Origin of the sequence: Blastomonas aquatica (assembly GCF_014639875.1) — a bacterium.
Classification (GTDB): domain Bacteria; phylum Pseudomonadota; class Alphaproteobacteria; order Sphingomonadales; family Sphingomonadaceae; genus Blastomonas; species Blastomonas aquatica.
The window spans coordinates 249,578-271,865 of the sequence record NZ_BMGD01000006.1 but is presented as its reverse complement, the minus strand read 5'-3'; the positions used below and the strand labels follow the sequence as shown (position 1 = coordinate 271,865).

Here is a 22,288-nt window from a genome sequence, read left to right as displayed (position 1 = left end):
TTGCCCGAACAGGCGAGCGACAAACAAGCTTTCGACAAGGCCGTGCAGCGGTTTGCGCGGGTGGCTCAGGACATCGTCGCCATGCGCGACAAGGGGCTTCAGCCACTTGCTTCGCAGAGAACGGCATTGAACAAAGCCGGGGCTGATCTCAATACGCTGCGGCCGGAGAGCTTTGGTGATCTGCGCAAGGCGGTGAACAGGGACCTCAGCCTGATCCCTGAGGCGGTGAAGGGCCGCACCGATCGTGCGATCCAGGCGATGGAGCAGCAGGCACGGTTGCGCATCGATGCGCAGCGGGTTGCCGCCGCCAATGAGCGGCGGGCGGACGCCTTTGTCGATCAGTGGCAGCGGCAGTCCGAACAGTATCGGGCGCTACGCAAGAACGGCAGCGCGGCTGCTTCGGACAAGGTGCGGGCCTCTCTGGTCGACATGGCAAAGGGGCTGGAGCGTGATACTCAGCTGGAGTCGGTACTTGCCGCGCGACGCCCACAGCTTGGCCTGGACGCTATGAGCACGAAAACGCTGTCTCAGGACCTCCAGAAATCGCTCGGTCTCTCGCGCGGGTCGGGGATGGGGATGTAGCTAGGCGGGATGGACGATTCTCTTCTTGATCCCGACGCCGAAAAAATCCCGCTTGAGCAGGCGCTGGAGGCTGTCGCGCGGCGGCTGGCGGGCGTCACGGCTGCGGTCGATGGGTTTGCTGAGCGGCAGCAGGATCTGCTTGGGCGCGATTACAGCGAAGACCTCGCCTTGATCCATCAGAGCTGCGAAGACCTGCGTGAGACGATCGATGCGTTGGCGCAGAAGCCCGCGCTGGCGTTGACGCCAGAGATTATCGGTCGCCAGATCGAAGCTATTGCGCGGCAGAAGCACAAGGATGCCGATCTCGCTCTGGCTGCCGTCCAGAACAATCTGCAGAACGCTACCAGCGCGCTCGCCAGGATGACGGGTTCGGTGCGAACGGTGCGGTAGCAGAACCAGTGGCTTGCCGGAGCTGCTGGTTTAGCTCTTGTAATGGGTACGATCGGCGGGGCGATCATGTTGCCTGCGATCGACTGGATTGTGCCCGAAGACTGGCTCTGGCCTGAAAAGCGGGCAATGTCGGCATTGCGCCGTAACGGCTGGGAGGCAGGGGAGCGGCTGCTTTTGGTCACCGATCCTGAGCGCTGGAATGCCGTCCAGGCTGCGGCCAAATTGTCGGAGGCAAACAGCGATGCCATCCGGAAATGCTCCATGCGCGCCGCAGACAGGAAACTCAGAAGCGTCGGCTGCACAGTTGAGGTTCAAGCGAGAGATCAATGACGCAGCCTGTCCGGTCGGCTAGCGGACCAGCTCCATCCCTGCGGCACGGCCCCCATTAACGTCGGCGCAAGCTATCGTTGAATTGGGCGGGGCTGAGCTAAAGCAATGGTGCACGTGACATAAAGCACGGGCCGCAATCCAGCGACCGCTTTCACTTCCGGTTCAAAGATCACCCTGGGGCGGGCCGCTCGGTTTGGTGAGGGCTCACCGCACAATCGCGCGGCGGTAGCCCGCTGCCCTGGCTTGCGCCTCCGTGCAGAAAAACTCTTCAGCCCTGGTCCTGTCGTAATACGGCATTCCGGGCAGGTGGTAGATCCATTGCCCCTTTCGATTGCGGTTGCCCTTGATGGTACAGCCCGCGAACGACTGGTTGGATAGCTGCGGCCTCGAGGCGATGACCCTGGGCACCGGATCTGACTGCTTTGGCGCAGTCGCCAGTCTGTGCACCGACGGCATAGTAAAGGTGGAGTTCCAGATGCCGGCTTTGCGCAGTTTGGCGTGCTCTTCGGCTTCGACGTAATCCTGACTGTACTCGCGATAGGCCACAGCCCACCCCAGTTCGACGATCGCTTCGTTCAGCTCCAGAAACTCGGTTGAGCATTTGCCGAGGCTTCTGCCATATTGGTCCGTGCCGGTGATCTGACAATCGACCCGCTGCCCTGTGACCAGCTCATTCAATCGCTGCTTCGCGTCTTCGCCGCACTGCCAGGCGTTTCCATCGGTTTGGCACTTCTGGTCGAGTTCCGGGGCATCGATCCCGAACAGGCGTACACGCTGACTGCCAACGACCAGGGTATCCCCATCGGCTGCGGTCGCATCGCCTGTCAGCACCTGGGCAATTGCGTGTGAAGATGCTGCAAGCAGCACCACTGCCAAAGCCGTCGATACCCACCGAGCGTATTCAGACATGCCGCCTTCCCCTCCGATCGCTATCAATATACCGCGCGAAAGGTTGCGATTGTCTTGAGCAGGCGATGCAGGTGCAGGTGCGGCAAGCACCAGCAGTCCTGGTGATGCGCCAGAGGCTGCTCAGGCTGGACAGAATGGCAGCGATTCCGAGCAAGAATGATCCGTCGATGGGGATCATCTCCATCTCCTTTCCAGACTTCCATGTTTCACTAATGTTCCCATGTAGGAAAGGGGATTCTGCCTTCGTCCACTTGGTCGAGGCGTCCCTGAGCATACAGTCAGCAAAGCGCCCCAAGCTCAGTCATTCAGCTCCAGACAATCTGATTTCGAAACCTGCCGATCGTTTTATTCCAATCGACTTAGTGTTTGTGCTTACGACAACGGGCACACTAGCCTATGGTCAAGCAAGCTTTGTTGAATTGATGCAATCCAATGACCGACCCGCCTTTGCCATCCGGCTATCGATTGTTCGAAGCGTTTTGGAAGCTTCTCCGCGGGAACCCCAAGCTTCGTTTCGCATCACTGCTAGTTCGCAGTGGCACGGCTCTCACAGCGGGCCCACCGCTAGTGCTGGCCTTGGCGACGCTGTTTACGGATGTGGCATTTCCTCGGCCGCCAGAAGCAACAGCCACTGGGCTCGCCATCGCCATCCCATTGTTTGGCGTAGTTCTGATCGGGCTCGGCATTTGGCTATTCATGAAGCAAGCCGACCCGCCGATCTTGGAGGATCATTTCGGGACTCGACTTGCCGACGGACAGACGTTTGAGATGGCCATGTGCACCGTGTTGGCGCACGAAAAGAAAGTGGTATCCTTCTCGGGATTTACGCCTGAAGAGTTAGCGCGGTTGGTGCGCAAGCAAGAACTTGAGGCACGCGACAGCCAAACTGCTGCCCGCGCGCTTGGGGGGCTCGTTGTCGGGCGGGCTCCGTTTCCGGACTATCAGGTGATCGAGGATGAGACGTCGATCGAGATCAGGAGGGCACCGTGACCGTAGAAAAGGATTTCCCGAGGCCACCCGGCGGAAAGCTCGTTTGTGAGGATGGTCAGTCCGCCGTCATCCGTATCAAGGGCGGAGAGATTACTGCATCCTGTCACAGCCCTGACCCAGGGCTGACCCTCCGGCGAAACGGGCAGCTCACGCTCGAGGCCAAGAACTGGCTGCTTGGCGTCGTCAAGGATGAGTGGCGATCACTAAGCGCGCCTTTATCGTTCGACGATCAGGAGATCCTAGAGAGCCGCATATACGAGTTTCGTGGCCGTGATGGTTTAAATGTGCGGGTCGAGTTCAGTCCGCCGGAGAGTTCTAAGGGTCGGGGCGGCGGGGGAATGACAATGACGGGGTAGCGCCCCCCATTTTAGTCATTACGGCTTGCCTGCCGATTACCTGAAAGCGGACATCGCTGCCAATCGCCCCGGATAGCGGGGTGTGGGACTTAACGGACGTTTTCCACCGCCGCTGGGAATGACCTATTTAACTAAATCGTGCCATTCCTGAAGCGGCGAACGTTGCTCCGACGACAATCGGTACTGGCCGGGTTGTAGCATCTCGGATGCAGGAGGCTGCGTCCTAGGTCCCGGTTTCGATCGGCTGGTGTGGGCAATGGATGCTAGAGCGTTTTGGCCCAATGTTTGCCGGCCACAGATGCATCGACATGGGTAACGGATACCGGCTTAATCCCTCGCCGCCCTAGATCGATTATTCCTGAAAATTCACACGAATGTCACCGGATATGCGTTCTGCTGTCTTTTAACTGGCCTAGCGCGGCGATCGAGGGTTTGGGGGGTAACATTCTATGGTTCGCAATACCGCATTGGCCGGGCTCATGGCTGTCGCCTTGGCTATGAGTGCAGGGCCGCTGTTCGCCCATGACGGGGATCACAAGACTCCGCCATGGCAGGACGCCAGTGTGTGGCCCGACCGGGTTATCGCCACGTTCGAAGCGGATCCTGCGACGTCGTTGGCGGTAAGCTGGCGCACCGTAGCATCGGTGACGGCGGCCCGCGCCGAGATCACGCTGGCCACGCCGGACGCCCGGATCGATCTGGCCGCGCGAAGCGTGCAGGCGCAAACCGAGCGGGTGGAGCTCGACAAGGCGATGTTCGGCGATACGGCCATCGCGATCGAGGCCAATGGCACGCTGCCAGCGGTCGCCTATCATTCGGTCCGCTTCGATGATCTGCAACCCGATACGCTTTATGCGTATCGCGTGATGGGAGCAGATGGCCACTGGAGCGAGTGGTTCCAGACCCGCACCGCGCCGAAATCAAGGCCGTTCCGCTTCGTCTACATGGGCGATGCCCAGAACGGCGTGCTGTCCTTGTGGTCGCGGACCATTCGCGCCGCGTTCCAGGCCGCGCCCGATGCGCGCTTCATGCTGCACGCAGGCGATCTGGTAAACCGCGCCAGCCGTGATGCGGAATGGGCCGAGTGGTTCAAGGCGGGCAGCTTCATCCATGCGATGGTTCCCGCAATCCCGGTGGCCGGAAATCACGAATACGATCAGACCGCGCCAGGCGAAGGCGATCGGATGAAGTTGCTCAGCCATCTTTGGCGTCCGCAATTCCGTTTGCCGGTCGACCCCAGCCTGCCAGGCGAGGTCCATGAGACGGCCTATGTTGTAAAGTACAGCGCCGATCTGGATGTCTTCGTGCTCGACACCAACCAGCGCGACATGGCGCCGCAGGCCCAATGGCTCGATGCGAACCTGAAGGCATCAAAGGCGCGCTGGCGGATCGTGACGATGCATCACCCAGTGTTCAGCTCGGGCGGCGACCGGGACAGTCCGAAATTGCGCGATCTGGTCTTGCCGATACTGCTCCGCCACAACGTAGATCTGGTGCTGCAGGGCCATGATCATACCTACGCCCGTGGTTTGCTGGATGCCGGCATACAAGAGCCTCGCCGGCGCGGATTTGTGGTGGGCGACAGCTTGACGACCATGTTCGTCAATTCGGTGTCAGGTCCCAAGCAATACCAGTTCCGCAAGCAGGGCTGGGACGATTACGCACCGACCGGTGTCAAGCTTGAGCGGCAGGGCGAGAACGGCCAATTCTTTCAGGTGATCGGCATCGATGGCGATCGGCTGAGCTACACCGCCTACACGACAGACGGTGAAGCCTATGACCATGTCGAGCTTGAAAAGCGCGGAAGTACGAAGCGTCTGATCGAGAACGACAAGGATGCACCGCCTACCCGACGGTTTGACAATAGCCTGCCTTATAAGGGGCCAAACTTCTGATCGTGACAGTACGTCACGAGCAATAACTTCACTCATTATTTCGATTTATTTTCGTCTGCGCGGAGTCTCCGCGTGGAATTGACTTTCTGTTGCCAATGGAGATCGACATGAATACTTCTTACCGTGCAGGCCTGCTCGCTGGTGCTGCGCTCTGCCTGATGGCCTCGATGCCCGCCTTTGCCCAGAGTTCGGACACCAGCATGGCTGCCACCGAAACCGGCCAGATCGGCGGCGTGGTGGTCGACAGCAATGGCAACCTTGTTGCCGGCGCCACCGTCCAGGTGGAAGGATCGAACCTGGTCGCCACGACCGGGACCGATGGCCGCTTTGTCATCCGCAGCGCACCGGTCGGTGAGGTTCGCGTGCGAGTCCGCTACTTCGGCAGCGATCCTGTCGAGCAGACCGTGTCCGTCACCGCGCAAACCGCCGCCGAAATGCGCGTGACTGTGGGGGGAAGCCAGACAGTGAGGGAAGACGGGCAGATCGTCGTCACCGCCTCGCGTCCGATCGCAGAATCGGAGGCCGCCGCCCTGCAGTTGCAGCGCTCTTCCAATGCTCTGGTCAGCGTTATCGCCGCAGACAGCATCGGCCGCTTTCCTGATCAGAACATCGCCGCATCGCTCGGCCGGTTGCCCGGCGTCGCGGTGCAGCGCGACCAGGGGCAGGATCGTTTCATCAGCCTGCGCGGTGCGCGCACCAACTGGACGACGATTTCCTTCGACGGGATCAACGTGATCAGCCCGGCTGGCCGCACCACCCGCTTTGATACGATCCCGTCGGCCATCGCCAGCAAGGTGGCGGTGCGCAAGGCCGTCACCGCCGATCTGACCGGCGAGGCGGTCGCCGGGCAAGTTGACATCCTGACGCGGAGCGCATTCGACTATCCCGGTCTGAAGGTCGCAGCCGATCTCGGGCTGGGCTTTTCGGAGCTGGGCGGTGGCCGTCAGTACAACGTCACGACGCATGTCTCGGACCGGTTCTTCAACGACACCATCGGCATCCTGCTGTCGGCGTCGCGCTTCGAAGTCGACATGATCACCGACAACTTTGAAGCGGGTTGGGAGATCGCACCGGAAGATCGCCTGCCGGGGTCCGAAGCGCGGATCTGGGCCAACAACACCCAGAACAAGCTCTACCGTTTGACCCGTTCGAACACCGCATTCAGCGGCCGCCTCGACTGGCGCCCCTCGAACGATCACCAGTTCTTCCTCAGCTCGGTTCACACCGAATTTCGCGATGACGAATTGCGCAGCGCCTATGTCTTCGACTTTGACGATGGCGCGGTCCGGACCGACAGCACCGCACCCCAGCTGACCGCCCGCCGCACCGGCTATGCCGATATCCGCACCGGCAACACTCCGTTCAATGGCACATTGTTCGGCGCCGAAATCGACAGCACCTTGAACAGCAACTCTTCGCGCCAGCGCATCTTTACCAACACGCTGGGTGGCAACCACATCCTGGGCGAATGGGGTGCCAGCTGGCGGTTGAACTTTACCCGCGCGCAGGCCGATAGCCGACCACCGTTCCAGTCAACCTGGCGCAGCCCTTCAAGCCGTACCCAGCGTCCCAGCATCGTCTATGACCTGAGCGACCCCGCTCTGCACAAGGTGCAGCTGTACGATACACTGGTCGATGCCAACGGAAACTTTTCGCTGGGCCGGCTGCGCGATGCGATCACGCCGACCGAGCTTGAGTTCGTCACCTTCACGCGGAACAACCAGCGCGACCAGACCGATGCCTATACCGCCCGGCTCGACTTCGACCGGGAAATCAGCCTGTTCGGCCTCGACACCAAAATCCAGTTCGGCGGTCAGTTCAATAAGCGCACCAAGGAATCGAACCGGACGGTGATCGAAGCGCGTGCAGCGGATCTTGCCGCAGCCGGTATTGCCCTCCCAAGCCAGGCAGCGTTCGCATCCAACGACCCGCTCAAGGTGGGCATCCCGCTCGGTTACAGCTTCCGCTATTTCGATAGCGCTGCCGGCGAAGCCCTGCTCGACAGCTATATCGCTGCGGGCGCCTCGCGCATTCAGCCCAGCGCATCGGAAAACAACGATTACGTCGTTACCGAAAAGATCTTTGCCGGCTACCTGATGGGAACGATGTTCTTTGACCGCGGCAATGTCGTGGCCGGAGCGCGTGTCGAACGGGTCGACAATACCGGCAGCGCCTTGGTCAATTTTGGCGGAACCTTCCGTCCCGTCACCGCCGAATCCGGGAACACATTGGTATTCCCCAGCGTCCACTTCAATTATGATGCAACCGACGAGATCAAGCTGCGGCTTTCGGTCAACACCGGCGCTGCACGGCCCGACTATACGCTGCTGCGTCCCAATTTCACATTCTCCGACCAGACCGAAACGGTTTCGGGCGGCAACCCCTTCGCCACACCGGAAAAGGCCGTCGGCGTGGATGCCTATTTCGAATGGTACATGGCCAATCGTGGCTTCCTGTCGATCGGCGTCTATTACAAGAAAGTCCGCGACGTTCTGTTCAACTCGCAGCTGCCGCAGTTTGGCAGCGACGTGCTCAACAGCGACGGGATCGATCGTTCGGTCTACTTCTTCAACACCACGATCAACGGCGGCAGCGGTGAAATCAAGGGGCTGGAAATCGCCTATTCTCAGCCGTTTGAAGGCCTGCTGCGCAGCGTCGGCGCTCCAGAATGGCTGCAGGGCTTCGGCTTTCAGGGCAACGTGACGCTCAACGACTCCAAGGCCGTGACGCCCGATGGCCGCGATGTTGCCCTGCCGGGCGCGTCCGATCTGATCTACAACGCATCGCTCTATTACGAACAATATGGCCTGTCGCTGCGCGCCAGCTGGCAGAAGCGCGATGCGTGGCTGGACAGCCTGGGCGGCGATCCGGTGGTCGGCGACAACTTCTGGAGCAGCGTGGGTCGGCTGGATCTGTCTGCTCGCTACGCCATCAACTCGCGGGTCGAGATGTTCGTCGATGCCAACAACCTGCTTGACGAGCCCGGCATCCGTTATGTCGGCGATCCTTCGCGCACCATCGAATTTGAAAAGTTCGGTGCCCGGTTCATGGCCGGGGTGCGCATAAACCTGGGCGGCAGCGGCAGCCGCTAAGCAGGTCATCTTGGACGCAATCCGGGCGCAGTGCCTGCCAGTTTTAAGGAAACGATCATGAAGTCATTTACCCTGTGTCTGGCTCTGGCAGGCCTGCTTCCGGCAACCGCGCTGATGGCGCATGATGGCCATGGCGGGCTGGCCGAAGCGAAGGCGGATGGCGGCCCATCGTCCGCCAAAGCTGCCAGATCGGCCAAGGGCCGCACCTGGCTGTCGGGCGATCACCATATCCACAGCGAGTTCAGCGCCAGCTATCAGGCTGATCCTGCTGCGCCTGAAGCAGCACCCAAGCCGCTGCTGGGAAAGGACGGGCGCTACACGATCGCGCGCAACGCGCAGATGGGATCGAGCTTTGGACTGAACTGGATGGTCTCGACCGATCACGGCGGGCCGTTGCACTCGCGGCTCAACTTCGAGCAAGCCTATCCGCAGCTTCTGATTGCCCGCAATACGGTCCCGCAAATCCTGATTTTTTACGGGATGGAGTTCGATACTCCGGCGGGGGACCACAGCAGCCTGATCATCCCGTTCACCAGGGGGGAGCGTGCGCAGTTGCGTGATATTGAATCGCGGTTTTCCAAGCGCGAGGCGTTCCCCAGCGATCCAGCGCGCGATACCGAACCCAAGATGATCGAGGCACTGCGCTATATGCGCGCGCAACCGCACCAGCCCGTGCTGATCGCCAACCACCCTTCGCGGTCGGCCAAGGATGTCGGGGTGTACGGCCAATATACCCCTGCCGAATTCCGCAACTGGAATGATACCGCGCCGACGGTTTCGGTAGGGATGGAAGGCGCTCCCGGCCATCAGGCTGGCGCAATCAATCCCGATGGCAGCAATGACCCTACCGGTGCCCGCGGCGGCTATCGCAATTCGCCGACGTTGGGCGGGTTTGACCAGATGACCGCGCGCCTCGGCGGGTTCTGGGATTCGATGCTGGGGGAGGGGCGCCGCTGGTGGATCACCGCCACGTCGGATTCGCATTCCAACTGGCGCGACGGCGGTAGCGATTTCTGGCCCGGTGAGTATTCCAAGACCTATGTTCATGCTCGCCGCGACCATGATGATGTGCTGGACGGTCTGCGCAATGGCCGGGTGTTCGTCACCACCGGCGACCTGATCAGCGAACTGGGTGTGACCGTGCAGGTGCGCGGGGCCAAGCAATCGGCCGCGATGGGCGGCATGATCGCAGCCCAGCCGGGTGACGATGTCGAGGTCGTGATACGGTTGCGCGATCCTGCGGGCAAAAATCATGGTGGCTATTCGCCCGAAGTTGGGCGGGTCGATTTGATCACGGGTGATGTAACCGGCCCCGTCGCCGATCGGACGACCGACAGCAACCCAAGCACACGGGTCGAAAAGCGCTTCGGTTCGGTGGACTGGACGCGTTCGGGCGAAGTGATCACCATGCGTCACACGCTGCACAACGTTCGCGGGCCGTTCTACTTGCGGGTGCGGGGCACGAACACGACCCAGGCCGAGCCCGAAACCGATCCCAAGGGCGAAAACCCATGGGATGATCTGTGGTTCTATGGCAACCCGGTATTCGTGACCATCAAGTAAAGTATGTGCGGGCGGAGCACCTGATGCCGTTGGTCTCCGCCACCCGCACCGATAGAGTGAGGACTTTTGCCGTATATCGGCCGTGTGTGTGGGCCGATGCCAAGCCCAAGCCCAAGCCCAAGCCCAAGCCCAAGCCCAAGCCCAAGCCCAAGCGTCACCATGACGGCAGCATGCTGGTTCCATATTCATTGGCAAGTACAACTTGCTGCGGTTTCATGTCCGCTTCAGGGTTTGCGCTGCGTGACGGGATGACGGGATCGGGTGTATTTCGGATCGCCCGGATCGACCGACCCGATCGGCGGCTTGCGTCAGCAATGGACGTTCGCCCGAAATAATGTGAGCGACCGGCCTTGGGGCGCTAGCTGCCAAGCAAGCGGGGGAGCAAGCCAGCGGCAACTATTCACAATGGCGCGCCCGAAACCCGCCATCGGTAGGCCCCCATTTTCAGAATGTCACCAAGGGCGAGCCGTCATCAAGGCTCGCCGATCAGACACAAAAATCGCTAAAATGATTGTCCAAATGTGCCTGCCGAATCGCTCATTTGATTAGTTGGATTCCGCGCTAAGGAATCGAACCCATTTACTAAAAAATTTTGGGGGCACGATTGATGGACCTTTTAGGTGGGGGTGGTATTTTCCACACTTAATTCAAGTAGTTACTGATGTAATTCGATTCCCTCTACCCGCTCCACTCCTCACCATTTCATGCCCGCACGGAGCATTGCCGGACCTGATTCGGCAAAGGAGCCCAGCGCTATTAATGGTATGCACGCGCTTCTGCGCGGCGTTTGATAATCATTTTTTTCTAGCAAAGACCAAGCTCCGCTTTGCCCATGATACCGCGTTCGTCGCGCGCAAGGTGGGCGCTGACCTTCTTTTAGGCAGGTCGACTGGCTTTTGGGCAGGTCGGTTGGGCTTGGATTCATCGAGAGTGCCAAGCCGGACCATCATTCGCAAAAGTCTGCGCCGCCCACCCCGGCATTGCCCCGCGCCACCTATAATATGACGCAATAGTAACATGGTGGTCTCTTGCGACCAGCGGTGATTGCGTGAGGTTTGGCATGGAATGGTTTAAGGTCGTTGCGCCTATTCGAATGAAGTTGCTCGTGGCGTTCGGGTCGCTTGTTTTACTCAATGCCCTGATCGGCCTTGTCGGGCTGGTCATGGGGAACGTCGCGATGGCGGTCGGCGGCGCTGTAGCCGCGGCGATTTCGGCTAGCGTGAGTTCCTTTTACCGGCGCGCCATTGCCGATCCCTATGTGACAACCACCGTTCGGATGGAGGGACTCGCCGCCGGTGATCTGAGCTCCCCCATCCAGTATATGGAGCAACAGGATTGTGTCGGCCGTATCTGCCGCGCGATGTCCGGCTTTCGCGATGCGTCGGTCACTCAGATAAAGCAGGCGCAAGAGCAAGCCGAGATCGTCCAGATTCTTGCCGGGCACCTGGCATCCCTATCGCGCGGCGACCTTACAACTGAAGTAACCGCAGCTTTTCCGAATGAGTATGCCGCACTGAAGTCCAATTTCAACGAAGCGGTCGCCAGTTTGCGGCAGATGATTGCGGCGGTGACCGATAGTGCAGCAGCAATCGGGACCGGTTCGCGCGAGATTTCTCGCGCGTCGGAGGATCTGGCGCGTCGCACCGAAAGCAACGCCGCAAGCCTCGAGCAGACGTCTGCCTCGCTGGCGCAGGTTGATGAGCGGCTCAAGCTGAGCGCCAAAGCAGCACACAAGACGGTGGAGCGTGCCGACGCCGCTATTCATGTGGTGAGCGGCGGGCGAACGATCACCATCGAGGCGGTGCAGGCCATGGGCCGGGTCAGCGACAGTGCCAAGGGGATCGATGCCGTGATCGAGGGTCTTGACAAGATCGCCTTCCAGACCCGCGTGCTGGCGATGAACGCGGCGGTCGAGGCGGGGCGTGCGGGTGATGCGGGACGCGGCTTTGCGGTGGTGGCCGACCTCGTCAGCGCACTCGCCATGCGTGCCGAAGAGGAAGCCAAGCTCGCACGCGACCAGTTGACGGTGACGCAGGCGGAGATCGGCACTGCGGTCCATGCGGTGGAGCGGGTTGATGGGGCGCTGCTGGAGATCACCGAAGGCGTGAATGAGGTGCATCAGCTCGTCGGTGGCATGGCGGCGGACAACCAGACGCAATCCCAGGCGGTCACCGAGATCAGTTCCGCCATTTCCAGCATGGACCATACGACCCAGCAGAACGCTGCCATGGTCGAGCAAACATCTGCCGCAGCCGTCAGCCTCATCAGCGAGGTCGACAGGCTCAACGACCAGACCGCGGGCTTTGCGACTGGTGTTCGGCCGGCCGATTCCTACGCGCCCGCAATGGCAGGTCGCCGACAGCAGCCCGTATATTCGCACGTCCAGGCGCAAACCGCCCGTGCCTTTGCGTGAGTTCGGCTATTTCAAAGGATAAGTCTCCATGCCGAATACCGAAATGACGTCGCGGCTTGAATTCACGGGTTTTGATAGCAAGCAGAGATCATTGCTGGCTGCGGCGCGATCGCGGATCGAGGCAATTTTGCCGCGCGCGCTCGACAGATTTTACACGCACGTACGCAACACGCCGCATACGATGCGCTTCTTCAAAGGCGAAAAGCATATCGACAGCGCCAAGGGCGCGCAGTCGCGGCACTGGAGCCAGATCGCCTCCGCCCAGTTTGACGACGCCTATCATGAAAGCGTGCGCCGCATCGGTGAACGCCATGCGCTCATCGGTCTCGAGCCGCGCTGGTACATCGGTGCCTATGCGGTGCAGCTCGAAGAACTCTTCCGCGGACTGGCGAGTGGTTCAAGACTCAAGCGGCTGCTGCCCGGCCGAAAGGACGACGTCGAGCTGATGATCGCTGTCATGAAAGCGGCGCTGGTCGATATGGAACTGTCGGTCTCGATCTATTTTGAACGCACCAAGGCCACGCAATTTGAAGTGGTCGAAGCGCTCGAACGCGAACTTGGTCGCCTGTCGCGCGGCGATCTCACCGCACAGATCGATGTGGCGTTCGCACCCGAATACGCCACGGTAAAGAGCAATTTCAACGCGGCCATTGAGAACCTGCGCGGCATCATGAGCAGCGTCATGTCGAGCGCGACGCAGCTTCGAACGGGATCGAGCGAGATTGCGCAGGCGTCGGAGGATCTGGCGCGGCGCACGGAGAGTAACGCGGCCAATCTGGAGCAGACCTCGGCTGCGATCACGCAGATCGACCAGCGTATCAAGGCGACCGCCAATGCCGCGGACCGCACGGTGGCGCAGGCCGATCAGGCGATCCAGACGGTTTCGGGTGGCCGCGCGACGGTGGACGAGGCAGTGCAGGCGATGAGCCGGGTCAGCGAAAGCGCCAAGGGCATCGACAGCGTGATCGAGGGTCTCGACAAGATTGCCTTCCAGACGCGCGTGCTCGCGATGAACGCGGCGGTCGAGGCCGGCCGCGCAGGCGAGGCAGGCCGCGGCTTTGCGGTGGTCGCCGATCTGGTGTCGGCTCTGGCGATGCGTGCCGAGGAAGAAAGCAAGCGCGCGCGTGACCAGCTGACCGTCACCCAGACCGATATCGTCACCGCGGTTGACGCGGTGCGAAAGGTCGACGGTTCGCTGGCCGCGATCACTGAAGGCGTGGGCGAAGTGCACAGCTCGCTGGGCGCCATGGCGACCAACAACCAGGCGCAGGCGGTCGCGATCACGCAGATCAGCGCGGCGATCGGATCAATGGACCTCGCCACGCAGCAGAACGCCGCCATGGTCGAGGAAACCAGCGCTGCTGCGCGCAATCTGCTGAACGAGGTATCCTCGCTCAGCGAACAGGCGGGTCAGTTTAACACCGGAAACCATGCAGTCGCCCGGTCCAGCTCAAGTCACTCGAAAGTCACCGCGCGAGCGGTCAAGTCGCAGTCAACGCCAACAGCGCTGCCCGAGCGCAAGCGTGAGACTGCGTATGTCTCGCCGGTAGCAGCTCTTCCGGCCAGCGCCGCAATGGCAAGCAGCCCAGACGATTGGCAGGACTTCTGATGTCACTGAAAACGCATTCCATTTATTTCATTAGGACGCCTGTATGACATTGCTTGCCAATCTGAAAATTCCGACAAAAATCCTGCTGTTGCTGCTCATGCTCGGTACCGTGACTGTGACCGTCTCCGTTTGGGGATCGCGCAGCATAACGGCAACCGACGAAGCCTATTCGATAATGGTCAGTGAAGCCAGGGCACCACTCCACCTCGCCCGCGCCAATCGGGCGGCGATCGACATGGTCTACAACGCTTATCGCACCATGGCCTATGACGGGAACAGTGGTGCGGCACGCGCGGCCTCTGCTGCAGAAGGAGAGGCTTATGAATCAGGACGGGCATCGCTGGAGGAGGCCGCTGCGGCGAAGCGCAGCCTGGAAGGAGATATGGCCGGATTCAAAACTCAACTCGATGCCATCCACGACCTGACGCGGCGGGCGGTCAAGCTTGGGCTCATGAACGAAAACGCTGCAGCGATGGCTCTGTTGAGCGAGGCCGACGTGAAAGCTGGCGAATTCACGGAAGACCTTCGCGCGGTCAATGACACTGCCATCGCCGCAAATGCAACAGCCTCGACGGCAATCAGCGTCGATGCAGGCAGCTCGTCGTTCATGCTGCTGGTGGTAAGCCTCGCGGGCGTCGCGATCAGCATCGGTGTCAGCCTGTTCGTTTCGAGGGTCGGCATCACCGGACCGCTGAATGACTTGCGCGGCACCATGGACCGGCTTGCCGCAGGCGAGTCGCGTGTCGAGGTTCCCTGCGCAGCGCGCGGCGACGAAGTTGGCACCATGGCCAAAACCGTGCTGGTGTTTCGCGATGCTGCGGTCGCTCTAGAAGCGGCGACCGCTGCGAAGGTCGAAACCGAGGCGCAGCAAAAACGCGTGGTCGATACCGTCTCGGCGAGCCTGGCAACCCTGTCCGAGGGCGATCTGACCTCAACAATCGACTGCGAGTTCCCGCAGGAATTTGCGGACCTGAAAAGCAACTTCAACACTGCACTACTGAAGTTGCGTGAACTGATAAGCGGTGTCGCCGAGAGCGCGAGCCAACTGCGCACCGGCTCTGGCGAGATTGCGCAGGCGTCGGAGGATCTGGCGCGGCGCACCGAGAGCAATGCGGCCAATCTGGAGGAGACGTCTGCGGCGATCACGCAGATCGACCAGCGCATCAAGGCGACGGCAAATGCTTCCGAACGCACCGTGGCGCAGGCCGATCAGGCGATCCGGACGGTGTCGGGTGGTCGCTCGACGGTGGATGAAGCGGTGCAGGCGATGGGCCGGGTCAGCGAAAGCGCCAAGGGCATCGACAGCGTGATCGAAGGCCTCGACAAGATCGCCTTCCAGACCCGCGTGCTCGCGATGAACGCTGCGGTCGAAGCCGGACGTGCGGGTGAGGCAGGCCGTGGCTTTGCGGTGGTCGCCGATCTGGTGTCGGCTCTGGCGATGCGGGCCGAGGAAGAAAGCAAGCGCGCGCGTGACCAGCTGACCGTCACCCAGACCGATATCGTGACTGCGGTCGACGCGGTGAGGAAGGTCGACGGTTCACTGGCCGCGATCACCGAAGGCGTGGGCGAGGTGCACAGTTCGCTTGGTGCCATGGCGACCGACAACCAGGCGCAGGCGGTCGCGATCACGCAGATCAGCGCGGCGATCGGATCGATGGACCAGGCCACCCAGCAGAACGCCGCGATGGTCGAGGAAACCAGCGCCGCCGCGCGCAATCTGCTGAACGAGGTGTCCTCGCTCACCGAACAGGCTGGCCAGTTCAACACCGGAAACCATGCGGTCGCCCGGTCCAGCTCAAGTCACTCGAAAGTCACCGCGCGAGCGGTCAAGTCGCAGTCGAAGCCGACAGCGATGCCCGAGCGTAAGCGCGAGTCTGGTTATGTCTCGCCGGTCGCTGCCCTTCCGGCCACTGCCGCTATGGCTGGCGGTTCGGACGATTGGCAGGACTTCTGATCAATGCTCACATGATGAAGGGCCGTCGCTTCGCAGCGGCGGCCCTTCATCGTTTTTCGCTGCCAAACATCCTATCTGCCCTGTCGTCCCTCAACCCTGTCGTCCATCAACCCTGTCGTCCATCAACCCTGTCGTCCATCAACCCTGTCGTTCGTCGATGTCGTGCCCAGCCGTGCCATGTTCCCACTGGCCGCCCAAGGATCAGTCGAAGACGGTGGGGCAATCCCACAAGAAGCCCTGGCCATAGTCGGCACCGACCGCCAGCGCATGCTTCAGGTGAGACCGCGTTTCGACCCCCTCGATCGTCGATACGATGCCGCGATCGCGACAATAGCTGGTCACCTCCTTGAGCAGCGACAAGGGAGCGGATCCATCGATGCATCTCCAGAAGATTTCCTTGTCTATCTTCACTTCGGAAACCGGCAGGTCGAACAGGCGCTCAAGGCTGGTTGTTCCACGCCCGTAATCATCGATGGCAATCCCGATATGGCGCAGAGCCAGCCGGCTCGCAGCCGCTGTCATCGCTTCGAACGAATGGACCGTCTCGTGCTCGGTGATTTCAACCATCAGCATCGAAGGCGGCAGCTGCCACCGTTCCAGCGCATCTGTGATCATGCCCAGAAAATCGGGTGAGCATAGAATTGCGGGCGTGCAATTCACTGCCACCGGAACCGGAGTGCCCTGCTCGGTGAGCATCGAGGCGAAACGGGCGGCGTGGTTGACCACCGCATGCGTGATCCTCATTTGCAGGGAAAGGTCCGCCGACGGAGTGAAAATAAGCTCCGGGTTGATGGCTTGACCCTGAACGCTCAGCCGAAGCAGAGCCTCGTACCCCGTGATCACGCCGCTCGAAAGCCGGCGCTTGGATTGGAAAGCCGTTCGCAGGTTGCGCTCAAGGCCATCGTCCTCTGCAAGGGCGTGCAACAGGTCTTCATGGCGGTCGATGACCCTGGCCAGCTTGACATGGTGGCGCTCCACGAGCGCGACCAGAGATGCGATCGAATATGGCTTGCTCAGCGAGCCGAGCACATCGAGCCCTGCAACCTGCGCGCTGCGCACTGCGGCCCGGATGATCCGATCTTCGCGGCCGCTCGCCACGATGAGTTGTGGTGGCTGCTCTGCGCGTGCCAGCGCTTCGATGACCTGAAAGCCATCCTTGTTGGGCATGCTCAGGTCGAGCAAAACAATATCTGCGTTAATTTGGTTGATCGGCAGCTGCGGGTCGAGACCTGCCCTGCAGGAACACGCGAATCCCAGGCTGCCCAGCGCCGAGATCAGTTCCTTACAGATATCCTCATCATCATCGATGATGAGGATGCTGGGCCTAGACACGGTCGGCTTCCTCATGCGTTTGCTCTTGGTTTCGCTCCTTTTCAACCAGAGCAAAGGCCGGGAAATCGATAGTCACGACGGCACCGGTTTCAGGCGGCTCGCGCGATGCGATCGAAATCTTGGCGCCCATTTCCATCAGGATCTGGCGTGAGATGTAGAGCCCCAGCCCGGTGCCGTGATCCAGCATCTTGGTTGTCATAAAGGCGTCAAATGCTGATTCCGGGCGGCTCATCGTGAGCCCCGTGCCATTGTCGGTCAGCGCGATGATCAGATGCCCATCGATCATGGCCACGTTCACTTCGATCGCACCCACCATCGTGTGCGCGCCAGCCTCCCTGCGCGTGTCGATCCCGTCCACCGCATTTTGGATGATGTTCACGAGGACCTGCTCGAGCCCGACCCGCGTCGCCAGAAGTTGCACCGAAAGGTCATCGGGGCAGACGACCGTGGCTTTGACATCGTGCTGGACAAGCAACGGACGCATGAAGTTCATGGTCGTGCTGATGACCTCGGCGATGTCGAGTGGTTCGGGGTCGCTGTTGTCGATCCTGGCGTAGCGAGAAATCCGCGCGATGATGCTCCTGGCCCGGTTGATCTGCTCGCTGATTTTATCGAACTTGTCATAGGCGCGGGCAATGCTCTCGTCGCTGCCGTTGTCGATCAGCAGCCTGCCGTTTTCTGAGCACAGCGAGATGGTGAACAGCGGCTGTTTCAGTTCATGGCTCAAGGCTGAAGCCATTCCGCCAAGTTCGACGAGACGTGCCTGCTGGAGCATCCGGTTCTGTGCGAGCTTCGACTGGCGCAGCCGCACTATCCAACCCGACCGCCATCTGCCTGGTGCCAACAGGTCACGGGCGACAAGCAGATACCACTCGTTCGCTTCATCGTCGGCCAGGCGAAACTCGATGAACGCTTCTGGATTGTTGCGAGCGTCGGAAAAGGCCAGGCAATCATTAGGATGAACGAGGTGGGCGCGCTCCTGCGCGATGCGGTTGAGGCTAATGTCGTTGAAGACCAGGTGACCAGTCGTCTCATCGAACCGAATATCCGCCGCGAGACTGAGGTCCATTTGCTGTTTGAGTTCGGAGACAGCCTGCGCGATCCGTTTGCGCTCATCGTTGACGACGGCGAAATTGTGGTTGGCGGCGACGATGGCTCTGACAGGGTGATCGAACTCTGCGAAAAAAAGCTTCGGTGGTGGAGACAGATTAAGCTGTCCAAACCCTTCGGCGACAACTTTCCACGCCAGGATCGACTGCCGCAGCGCACGAACGATGAAGATATCCAGCATCAGTGCAAGAGCGAGGATAATGGAGGGCGCGATCATGGCAAGCAATACTTCGCGATAGCCGGATTCGGCGATCGGTCGGGTTGAGTATAAATAGAAATAAGTCGTATCATTAACCACTACCCGCGCAAGGTGGCAGGCATCCATCCAATATGCAAATGTATTGCGGTCATTCGGACCGGTAACGACGGTGCCGTCATCAATAATTGAACAATTAAATTGCTGCATTATTGCAGGCGTTTTAGCAAGACGTTCTCTATCCGTTATAAACAGCTTGTTTGGCGCGACGGTGTGGCTGTCGACTTCCATGAATCCCAGAAACTGGCGATCGTTAATCAGGCCCTCTCGAATCCGTAACTCGACCGAGAGTGCTGCACGCTGCTGGTATTCGCCAAACTCACGCGGAAAATGATAAACGCTGTTTACGAAGAGCAAAAGTGCAGAAGTGAACACGATGAAGTTGATCGATGCGGGCAGGAGCTCTGACAGGCTGACGTTACGTCTTAGCTTCACTCCTCCAAAAACTAGATTGCAATACAGCACTGATACGACGAGATCGATGATCGCTGCCAACAGCACATCGTTGATAATCTTGCGAATGATCGCCAGCATCATGATTGTTGGCGAAGCTTCATAGTGAAAATGAAGAAAAAGTATGGCGGCAACCGCGCCGATCGTACTGAAATACACGAATGTTGCGATCGCCAGCGACTGGGTGAAGAAGCGTGCCCGGTGGATAAACAAAACATGGCCCAGTGCCATCACGATGGTGAACACATGCCCCCACCAGAACCACGATGCTCCCGTTGTCAGAACCGCCATTGGTAGCGCGAGACGAAGTCCGCCGAGCCGGTACGCGAGCAGATAGAAGAGCGGGCCAAGATAGAGTTCAAATCCCGGGGCCAACACGATCCTGAAAGAACTTGCAGCGATCGCGACACTGGCAAGCGCAATCGCCCACAGCCAGGCTTTGACTGTCAGGGGACGAATATGTCTCGTTTCGGAAGACGGCTTGCGGTAGCGCCGCATGAACGTGGCTGAACCATATTTCAATGCAATTGTTCCTTGCACAGAAGCGGCAAGAGCTTGGTAAGATCCACCGGCTTGAACATGATCTGCAGACCCTCAGCGGCAATGGCCTGCTCGATGTGCTCGGTGATGTCTGTATGACCGGTCATCAGGATAATCGGTGCGACCCTTGTGCTAAGCTCGTGGTCTGATCGTATCATTCGTATGAGGTCCATGCCACTGCCATCTCCCAGACGAAGATCGGACAAAAGGGTCATGTTACCTGGAATGCTCCGAACGGCCTCCATGGCTGTTGCCACGCTGTATGCTGAACGCACCTCAAACCCGCGCAATTCAAGCATCTCGACCAGCTCTTCGCGAACATCGGTTTCATCTTCGACAACAAGGATCATGGTAATTGCCCAATAACTCTGTGAATATAAATCTCACACCCCCCCTCTGCCTCGGCGGCAAAAGTGCTCCATTCAGAAAGAATTATTCATTTATAATCAGTTAGCCGTACTTTTCAGTCCGAACATTGAGCGGTGTCAAAGCCCTTAGTTTTGTGCAGGATTAGTTGCAATTGAAGAAATTCGCTTAAAAGTCGGACCATAGGCCTATTCTGGCATGAGCCAGGGGTGTTTGAGGTGGTTCCCCCCTGAGCATCAATGCTGGGTTGCGTTGACGGTGGTGTTGAGGATCGACCACGGTGATCCTGCGGCGAAGGGCAGCAGTTCCACGGCGCGGACATCCTTTAAGATGATACGTTCCGACCAGCGCCCCGCTTCGGGGCTTGGTAGTTCAGGACAAAAGGCAATGCCGCTGCCATCGGTCATAATACCCAGCTTTTCGGGTACCCAATCGGACGGCCATAGTTGCGCGAGCGAGGCGAGCAGGGGGCGCAGGATCGCGCCGACCTGCTCGAACTCGGCATCAGCAACTCCTGCCTGCACTGCAATTCGCTTCCAAAATCCATCGAACAGGCAAAACCGGACTTGGGGATAGTGGACTTCGGGATACCGAAGATCGGGATGCCGGGCATCGACAAGCGGGACATGATGGTGCCGAACGGGCCGAGCACTTTGCGCGCCGGCAATGGTCCCAGTGAGGTACAGTGCACCATTTACGTCGAGAATTCTGGCGCAGGCGGAGCGGAAGTCGGCAGCGTGCGCACTGGGGAGGTGCAGGCCCGGACGTGTGGTCATCGCGCGCGCCGTGCGACCGCTGTTCGGTCGCAACGACTGGGGCCGCAAGGGCAAGGGATGCATGACTTTGGGCACGGTAGTTCATTATAGACGCTGAAGCGTAGTGGGCGGCCCATTGACCCTGAACTTATTCCCGTTGTGGTACGCTGCAGCCCGGACTGGCATCGCCAGCCGGGCTGCAGATGCGATTAGGCAGAAAGCGCAGCGCCCGAGGTGGCTCGCGGTGGATTGACCGAGCGAGGACCGGCAGCGGGGGGCACGGCAGCCGAGGTCTTTGGCGCGGACACCTGGACCATCTCGTTGTGCTGCTGATGCATGGCCGGCAGGATCGTCGCAGGTATGCGCGGCGGTGCCTGAACATCGGTAGCAGCGGTGGCTTTTGTCGTCACCTGCTCGGCAAACATCGCAAAGCGCGGGTCGGTCAGAACGAGCGAAGCCATCTGCTTGCTGGCGCGGCGCATGATCTGCCTGATCCGCTCGTGCGTCAGGCTGGTGTCGATGCTGAGTGCAGCCCGGGTATCATCCGAAAAGAGGCTGCGTTCGATGATGGCACGGTCGCGCTCGAGACGCTGGCCAAGGCTTGCAAGTTCTTCGGGTTCCACCCCCTGGTGGCCACGATAGCCGACTGGCAGATCCGGACGCGCCTCACGCCGTTCGGGCGATGGGCGCCGGGTGCGTGCCCGCTTGCGCAGCTGCTCGAGACCGGCCTTGCGCTCCATTTCGATATAGGCATCGACAACGGCCCGGAAGGTATCGCTGGCGAGGAAATCGGATGCCCCACATTCTGTCCGCTCAAGCGCGCCATGATCCTGGATCAGGCTCTCGAGCGTGGTTTCTTCACCGTCGCCGTTGATCGTTCCTGCATGGATGGGGATGGTCACGGCATCGACTTTGCGCGCTGAGGGGCGATGATCGGTCATCAGCCGGAAGCGCAGGCTCTGGAGCTCGCCGCGAATCTGCCAGTTCAGGAAAGTGGTGAATTTTGCCTTGGCGGGGTCATAGGCGCCGATAGCGCGATGGATGGCAATTGCGCAGACCTGTTCTGCATCTTCATGGTACCGGCTCAAGCCATACTGACGGATGAAATGACGAATTCGAGGTGCTGCGAGTTTCATAACTTTAACAAATGCCCGATCAATGGCTGCCCTTTGACGAGCCGTCTTAGGCGATTCATCCGTTGTTAAATGTTGGAGTACTTCGGAAACGGCTAATTCAAGTGCATCAGTATTTTTCGACATGGTATGTAACCCCCAAATTCGCTGCGATATCTCGTTGCGAGCTGAGAATTACAATATTCTGTCTAATGTATTCTTCCTGCGTGTCTCCGGTATTGTCCTATTAGGGGTTTTCCGGAGGCTGACTTGGACCGTCT

Annotated in this window: 17 protein-coding genes and 1 pseudogene; 12 read left to right on the top strand and 6 right to left on the bottom strand. The window is 59.9% G+C overall.

From position 1 onward, the window contains the following. The 3 genes and pseudogenes from IEW00_RS16305 to IEW00_RS16295 form a co-directional block, all read left to right on the top strand. A pseudogene (locus IEW00_RS16305) lies at positions 1–582 on the top strand (Ti-type conjugative transfer relaxase TraA); the annotation flags it as partial. Between the two features lie 9 nt (positions 583–591). Then, positions 592–972: a hypothetical protein gene (locus IEW00_RS16300; protein ID WP_188515473.1), complete on the top strand. Its 381-nt coding sequence runs from the start codon at positions 592–594 to the stop codon at positions 970–972. A 42-nt stretch (positions 973–1,014) separates the two neighbouring features. Beyond that, positions 1,015–1,302 carry a DUF6118 family protein gene (locus IEW00_RS16295; RefSeq protein ID WP_188515472.1) on the top strand — a complete coding sequence of 96 codons (288 nt, stop codon included), beginning with the start codon at positions 1,015–1,017 and terminating at the stop codon, positions 1,300–1,302. A gap of 204 nt (positions 1,303–1,506) precedes the next feature. On the opposite strand, the gene IEW00_RS16290 is transcribed toward IEW00_RS16295, so the two are convergent. Continuing rightward, positions 1,507–2,211, bottom strand: coding sequence for a thermonuclease family protein (locus IEW00_RS16290; RefSeq protein ID WP_188515471.1), 705 nt, complete (start codon positions 2,209–2,211; stop codon positions 1,507–1,509). A 576-nt stretch (positions 2,212–2,787) separates the two neighbouring features. On the opposite strand from IEW00_RS16290, the gene IEW00_RS16285 reads away from it, so the two are divergent. The 9 genes from IEW00_RS16285 to IEW00_RS16245 all read left to right on the top strand — a co-directional run bounded on the left by IEW00_RS16285 (position 2,788) and on the right by IEW00_RS16245 (position 16,083). Continuing rightward, entirely contained in the window at positions 2,788–3,201 is a 414-nt protein-coding gene (locus IEW00_RS16285) for a hypothetical protein (protein ID WP_188515470.1), read from the top strand. Then, positions 3,198–3,557: a hypothetical protein gene (locus IEW00_RS16280; RefSeq protein WP_188515469.1), complete on the top strand. Its 360-nt coding sequence runs from the start codon at positions 3,198–3,200 to the stop codon at positions 3,555–3,557. The genes IEW00_RS16285 and IEW00_RS16280 overlap by 4 nt, the downstream gene beginning before the upstream one ends. Before the next feature lie 479 nt (positions 3,558–4,036). Next, a complete protein-coding gene (locus IEW00_RS16275; RefSeq protein ID WP_188515468.1) occupies positions 4,037–5,452 on the top strand; it encodes a purple acid phosphatase family protein in 1,416 nt (471 codons plus the stop codon). A 107-nt stretch (positions 5,453–5,559) separates the two neighbouring features. Continuing rightward, entirely contained in the window at positions 5,560–8,544 is a 2,985-nt protein-coding gene (locus tag IEW00_RS16270; protein WP_188515467.1) for a TonB-dependent receptor, read from the top strand. A gap of 57 nt (positions 8,545–8,601) precedes the next feature. Beyond that, positions 8,602–10,107, top strand: coding sequence for a CehA/McbA family metallohydrolase domain-containing protein (locus tag IEW00_RS16265; RefSeq protein WP_188515466.1), 1,506 nt, complete (start codon positions 8,602–8,604; stop codon positions 10,105–10,107). A gap of 23 nt (positions 10,108–10,130) precedes the next feature. After that, positions 10,131–10,442, top strand: coding sequence for a hypothetical protein (locus tag IEW00_RS16260; RefSeq protein WP_188515465.1), 312 nt, complete (start codon positions 10,131–10,133; stop codon positions 10,440–10,442). Positions 10,443–11,167: 725 nt separating this feature from the next. Continuing rightward, complete coding sequence (locus tag IEW00_RS16255) at positions 11,168–12,520, top strand: methyl-accepting chemotaxis protein (protein ID WP_188515493.1); 1,353 nt, start codon at positions 11,168–11,170, stop codon at positions 12,518–12,520. 28 nt (positions 12,521–12,548) lie between these two features. Continuing rightward, positions 12,549–14,129 (top strand): protoglobin domain-containing protein, encoded by a 1,581-nt coding sequence (locus IEW00_RS16250; protein WP_188515464.1) that lies wholly within the window; start codon positions 12,549–12,551, stop codon positions 14,127–14,129. A 43-nt stretch (positions 14,130–14,172) separates the two neighbouring features. Beyond that, positions 14,173–16,083, top strand: a complete 1,911-nt coding sequence (locus IEW00_RS16245) for a methyl-accepting chemotaxis protein (RefSeq protein WP_188515463.1) — start codon at positions 14,173–14,175, stop codon at positions 16,081–16,083. Between the two features lie 201 nt (positions 16,084–16,284). Here the strand turns inward: IEW00_RS16245 and IEW00_RS16240 are convergent, their stop codons facing one another. From IEW00_RS16240 to IEW00_RS16220, 5 genes are all read right to left on the bottom strand, one after another. Beyond that, a complete protein-coding gene (locus IEW00_RS16240) occupies positions 16,285–17,469 on the bottom strand; it encodes an EAL domain-containing protein (RefSeq protein WP_188515462.1) in 1,185 nt (394 codons plus the stop codon). Continuing rightward, positions 17,408–19,732 (bottom strand): ATP-binding protein, encoded by a 2,325-nt coding sequence (locus tag IEW00_RS16235; RefSeq protein ID WP_188515461.1) that lies wholly within the window; start codon positions 19,730–19,732, stop codon positions 17,408–17,410. The genes IEW00_RS16240 and IEW00_RS16235 overlap by 62 nt, the downstream gene beginning before the upstream one ends. 20 nt (positions 19,733–19,752) lie before the next feature. Then, positions 19,753–20,124 (bottom strand): response regulator, encoded by a 372-nt coding sequence (locus IEW00_RS16230; protein ID WP_188515460.1) that lies wholly within the window; start codon positions 20,122–20,124, stop codon positions 19,753–19,755. Positions 20,125–20,376: 252 nt separating this feature from the next. Beyond that, entirely contained in the window at positions 20,377–20,916 is a 540-nt protein-coding gene (locus IEW00_RS16225; protein ID WP_188515459.1) for a hypothetical protein, read from the bottom strand. A gap of 188 nt (positions 20,917–21,104) precedes the next feature. Then, positions 21,105–22,031 (bottom strand): sigma factor, encoded by a 927-nt coding sequence (locus IEW00_RS16220; RefSeq protein ID WP_229737095.1) that lies wholly within the window; start codon positions 22,029–22,031, stop codon positions 21,105–21,107. Positions 22,032–22,288 lie beyond the last annotated feature (257 nt).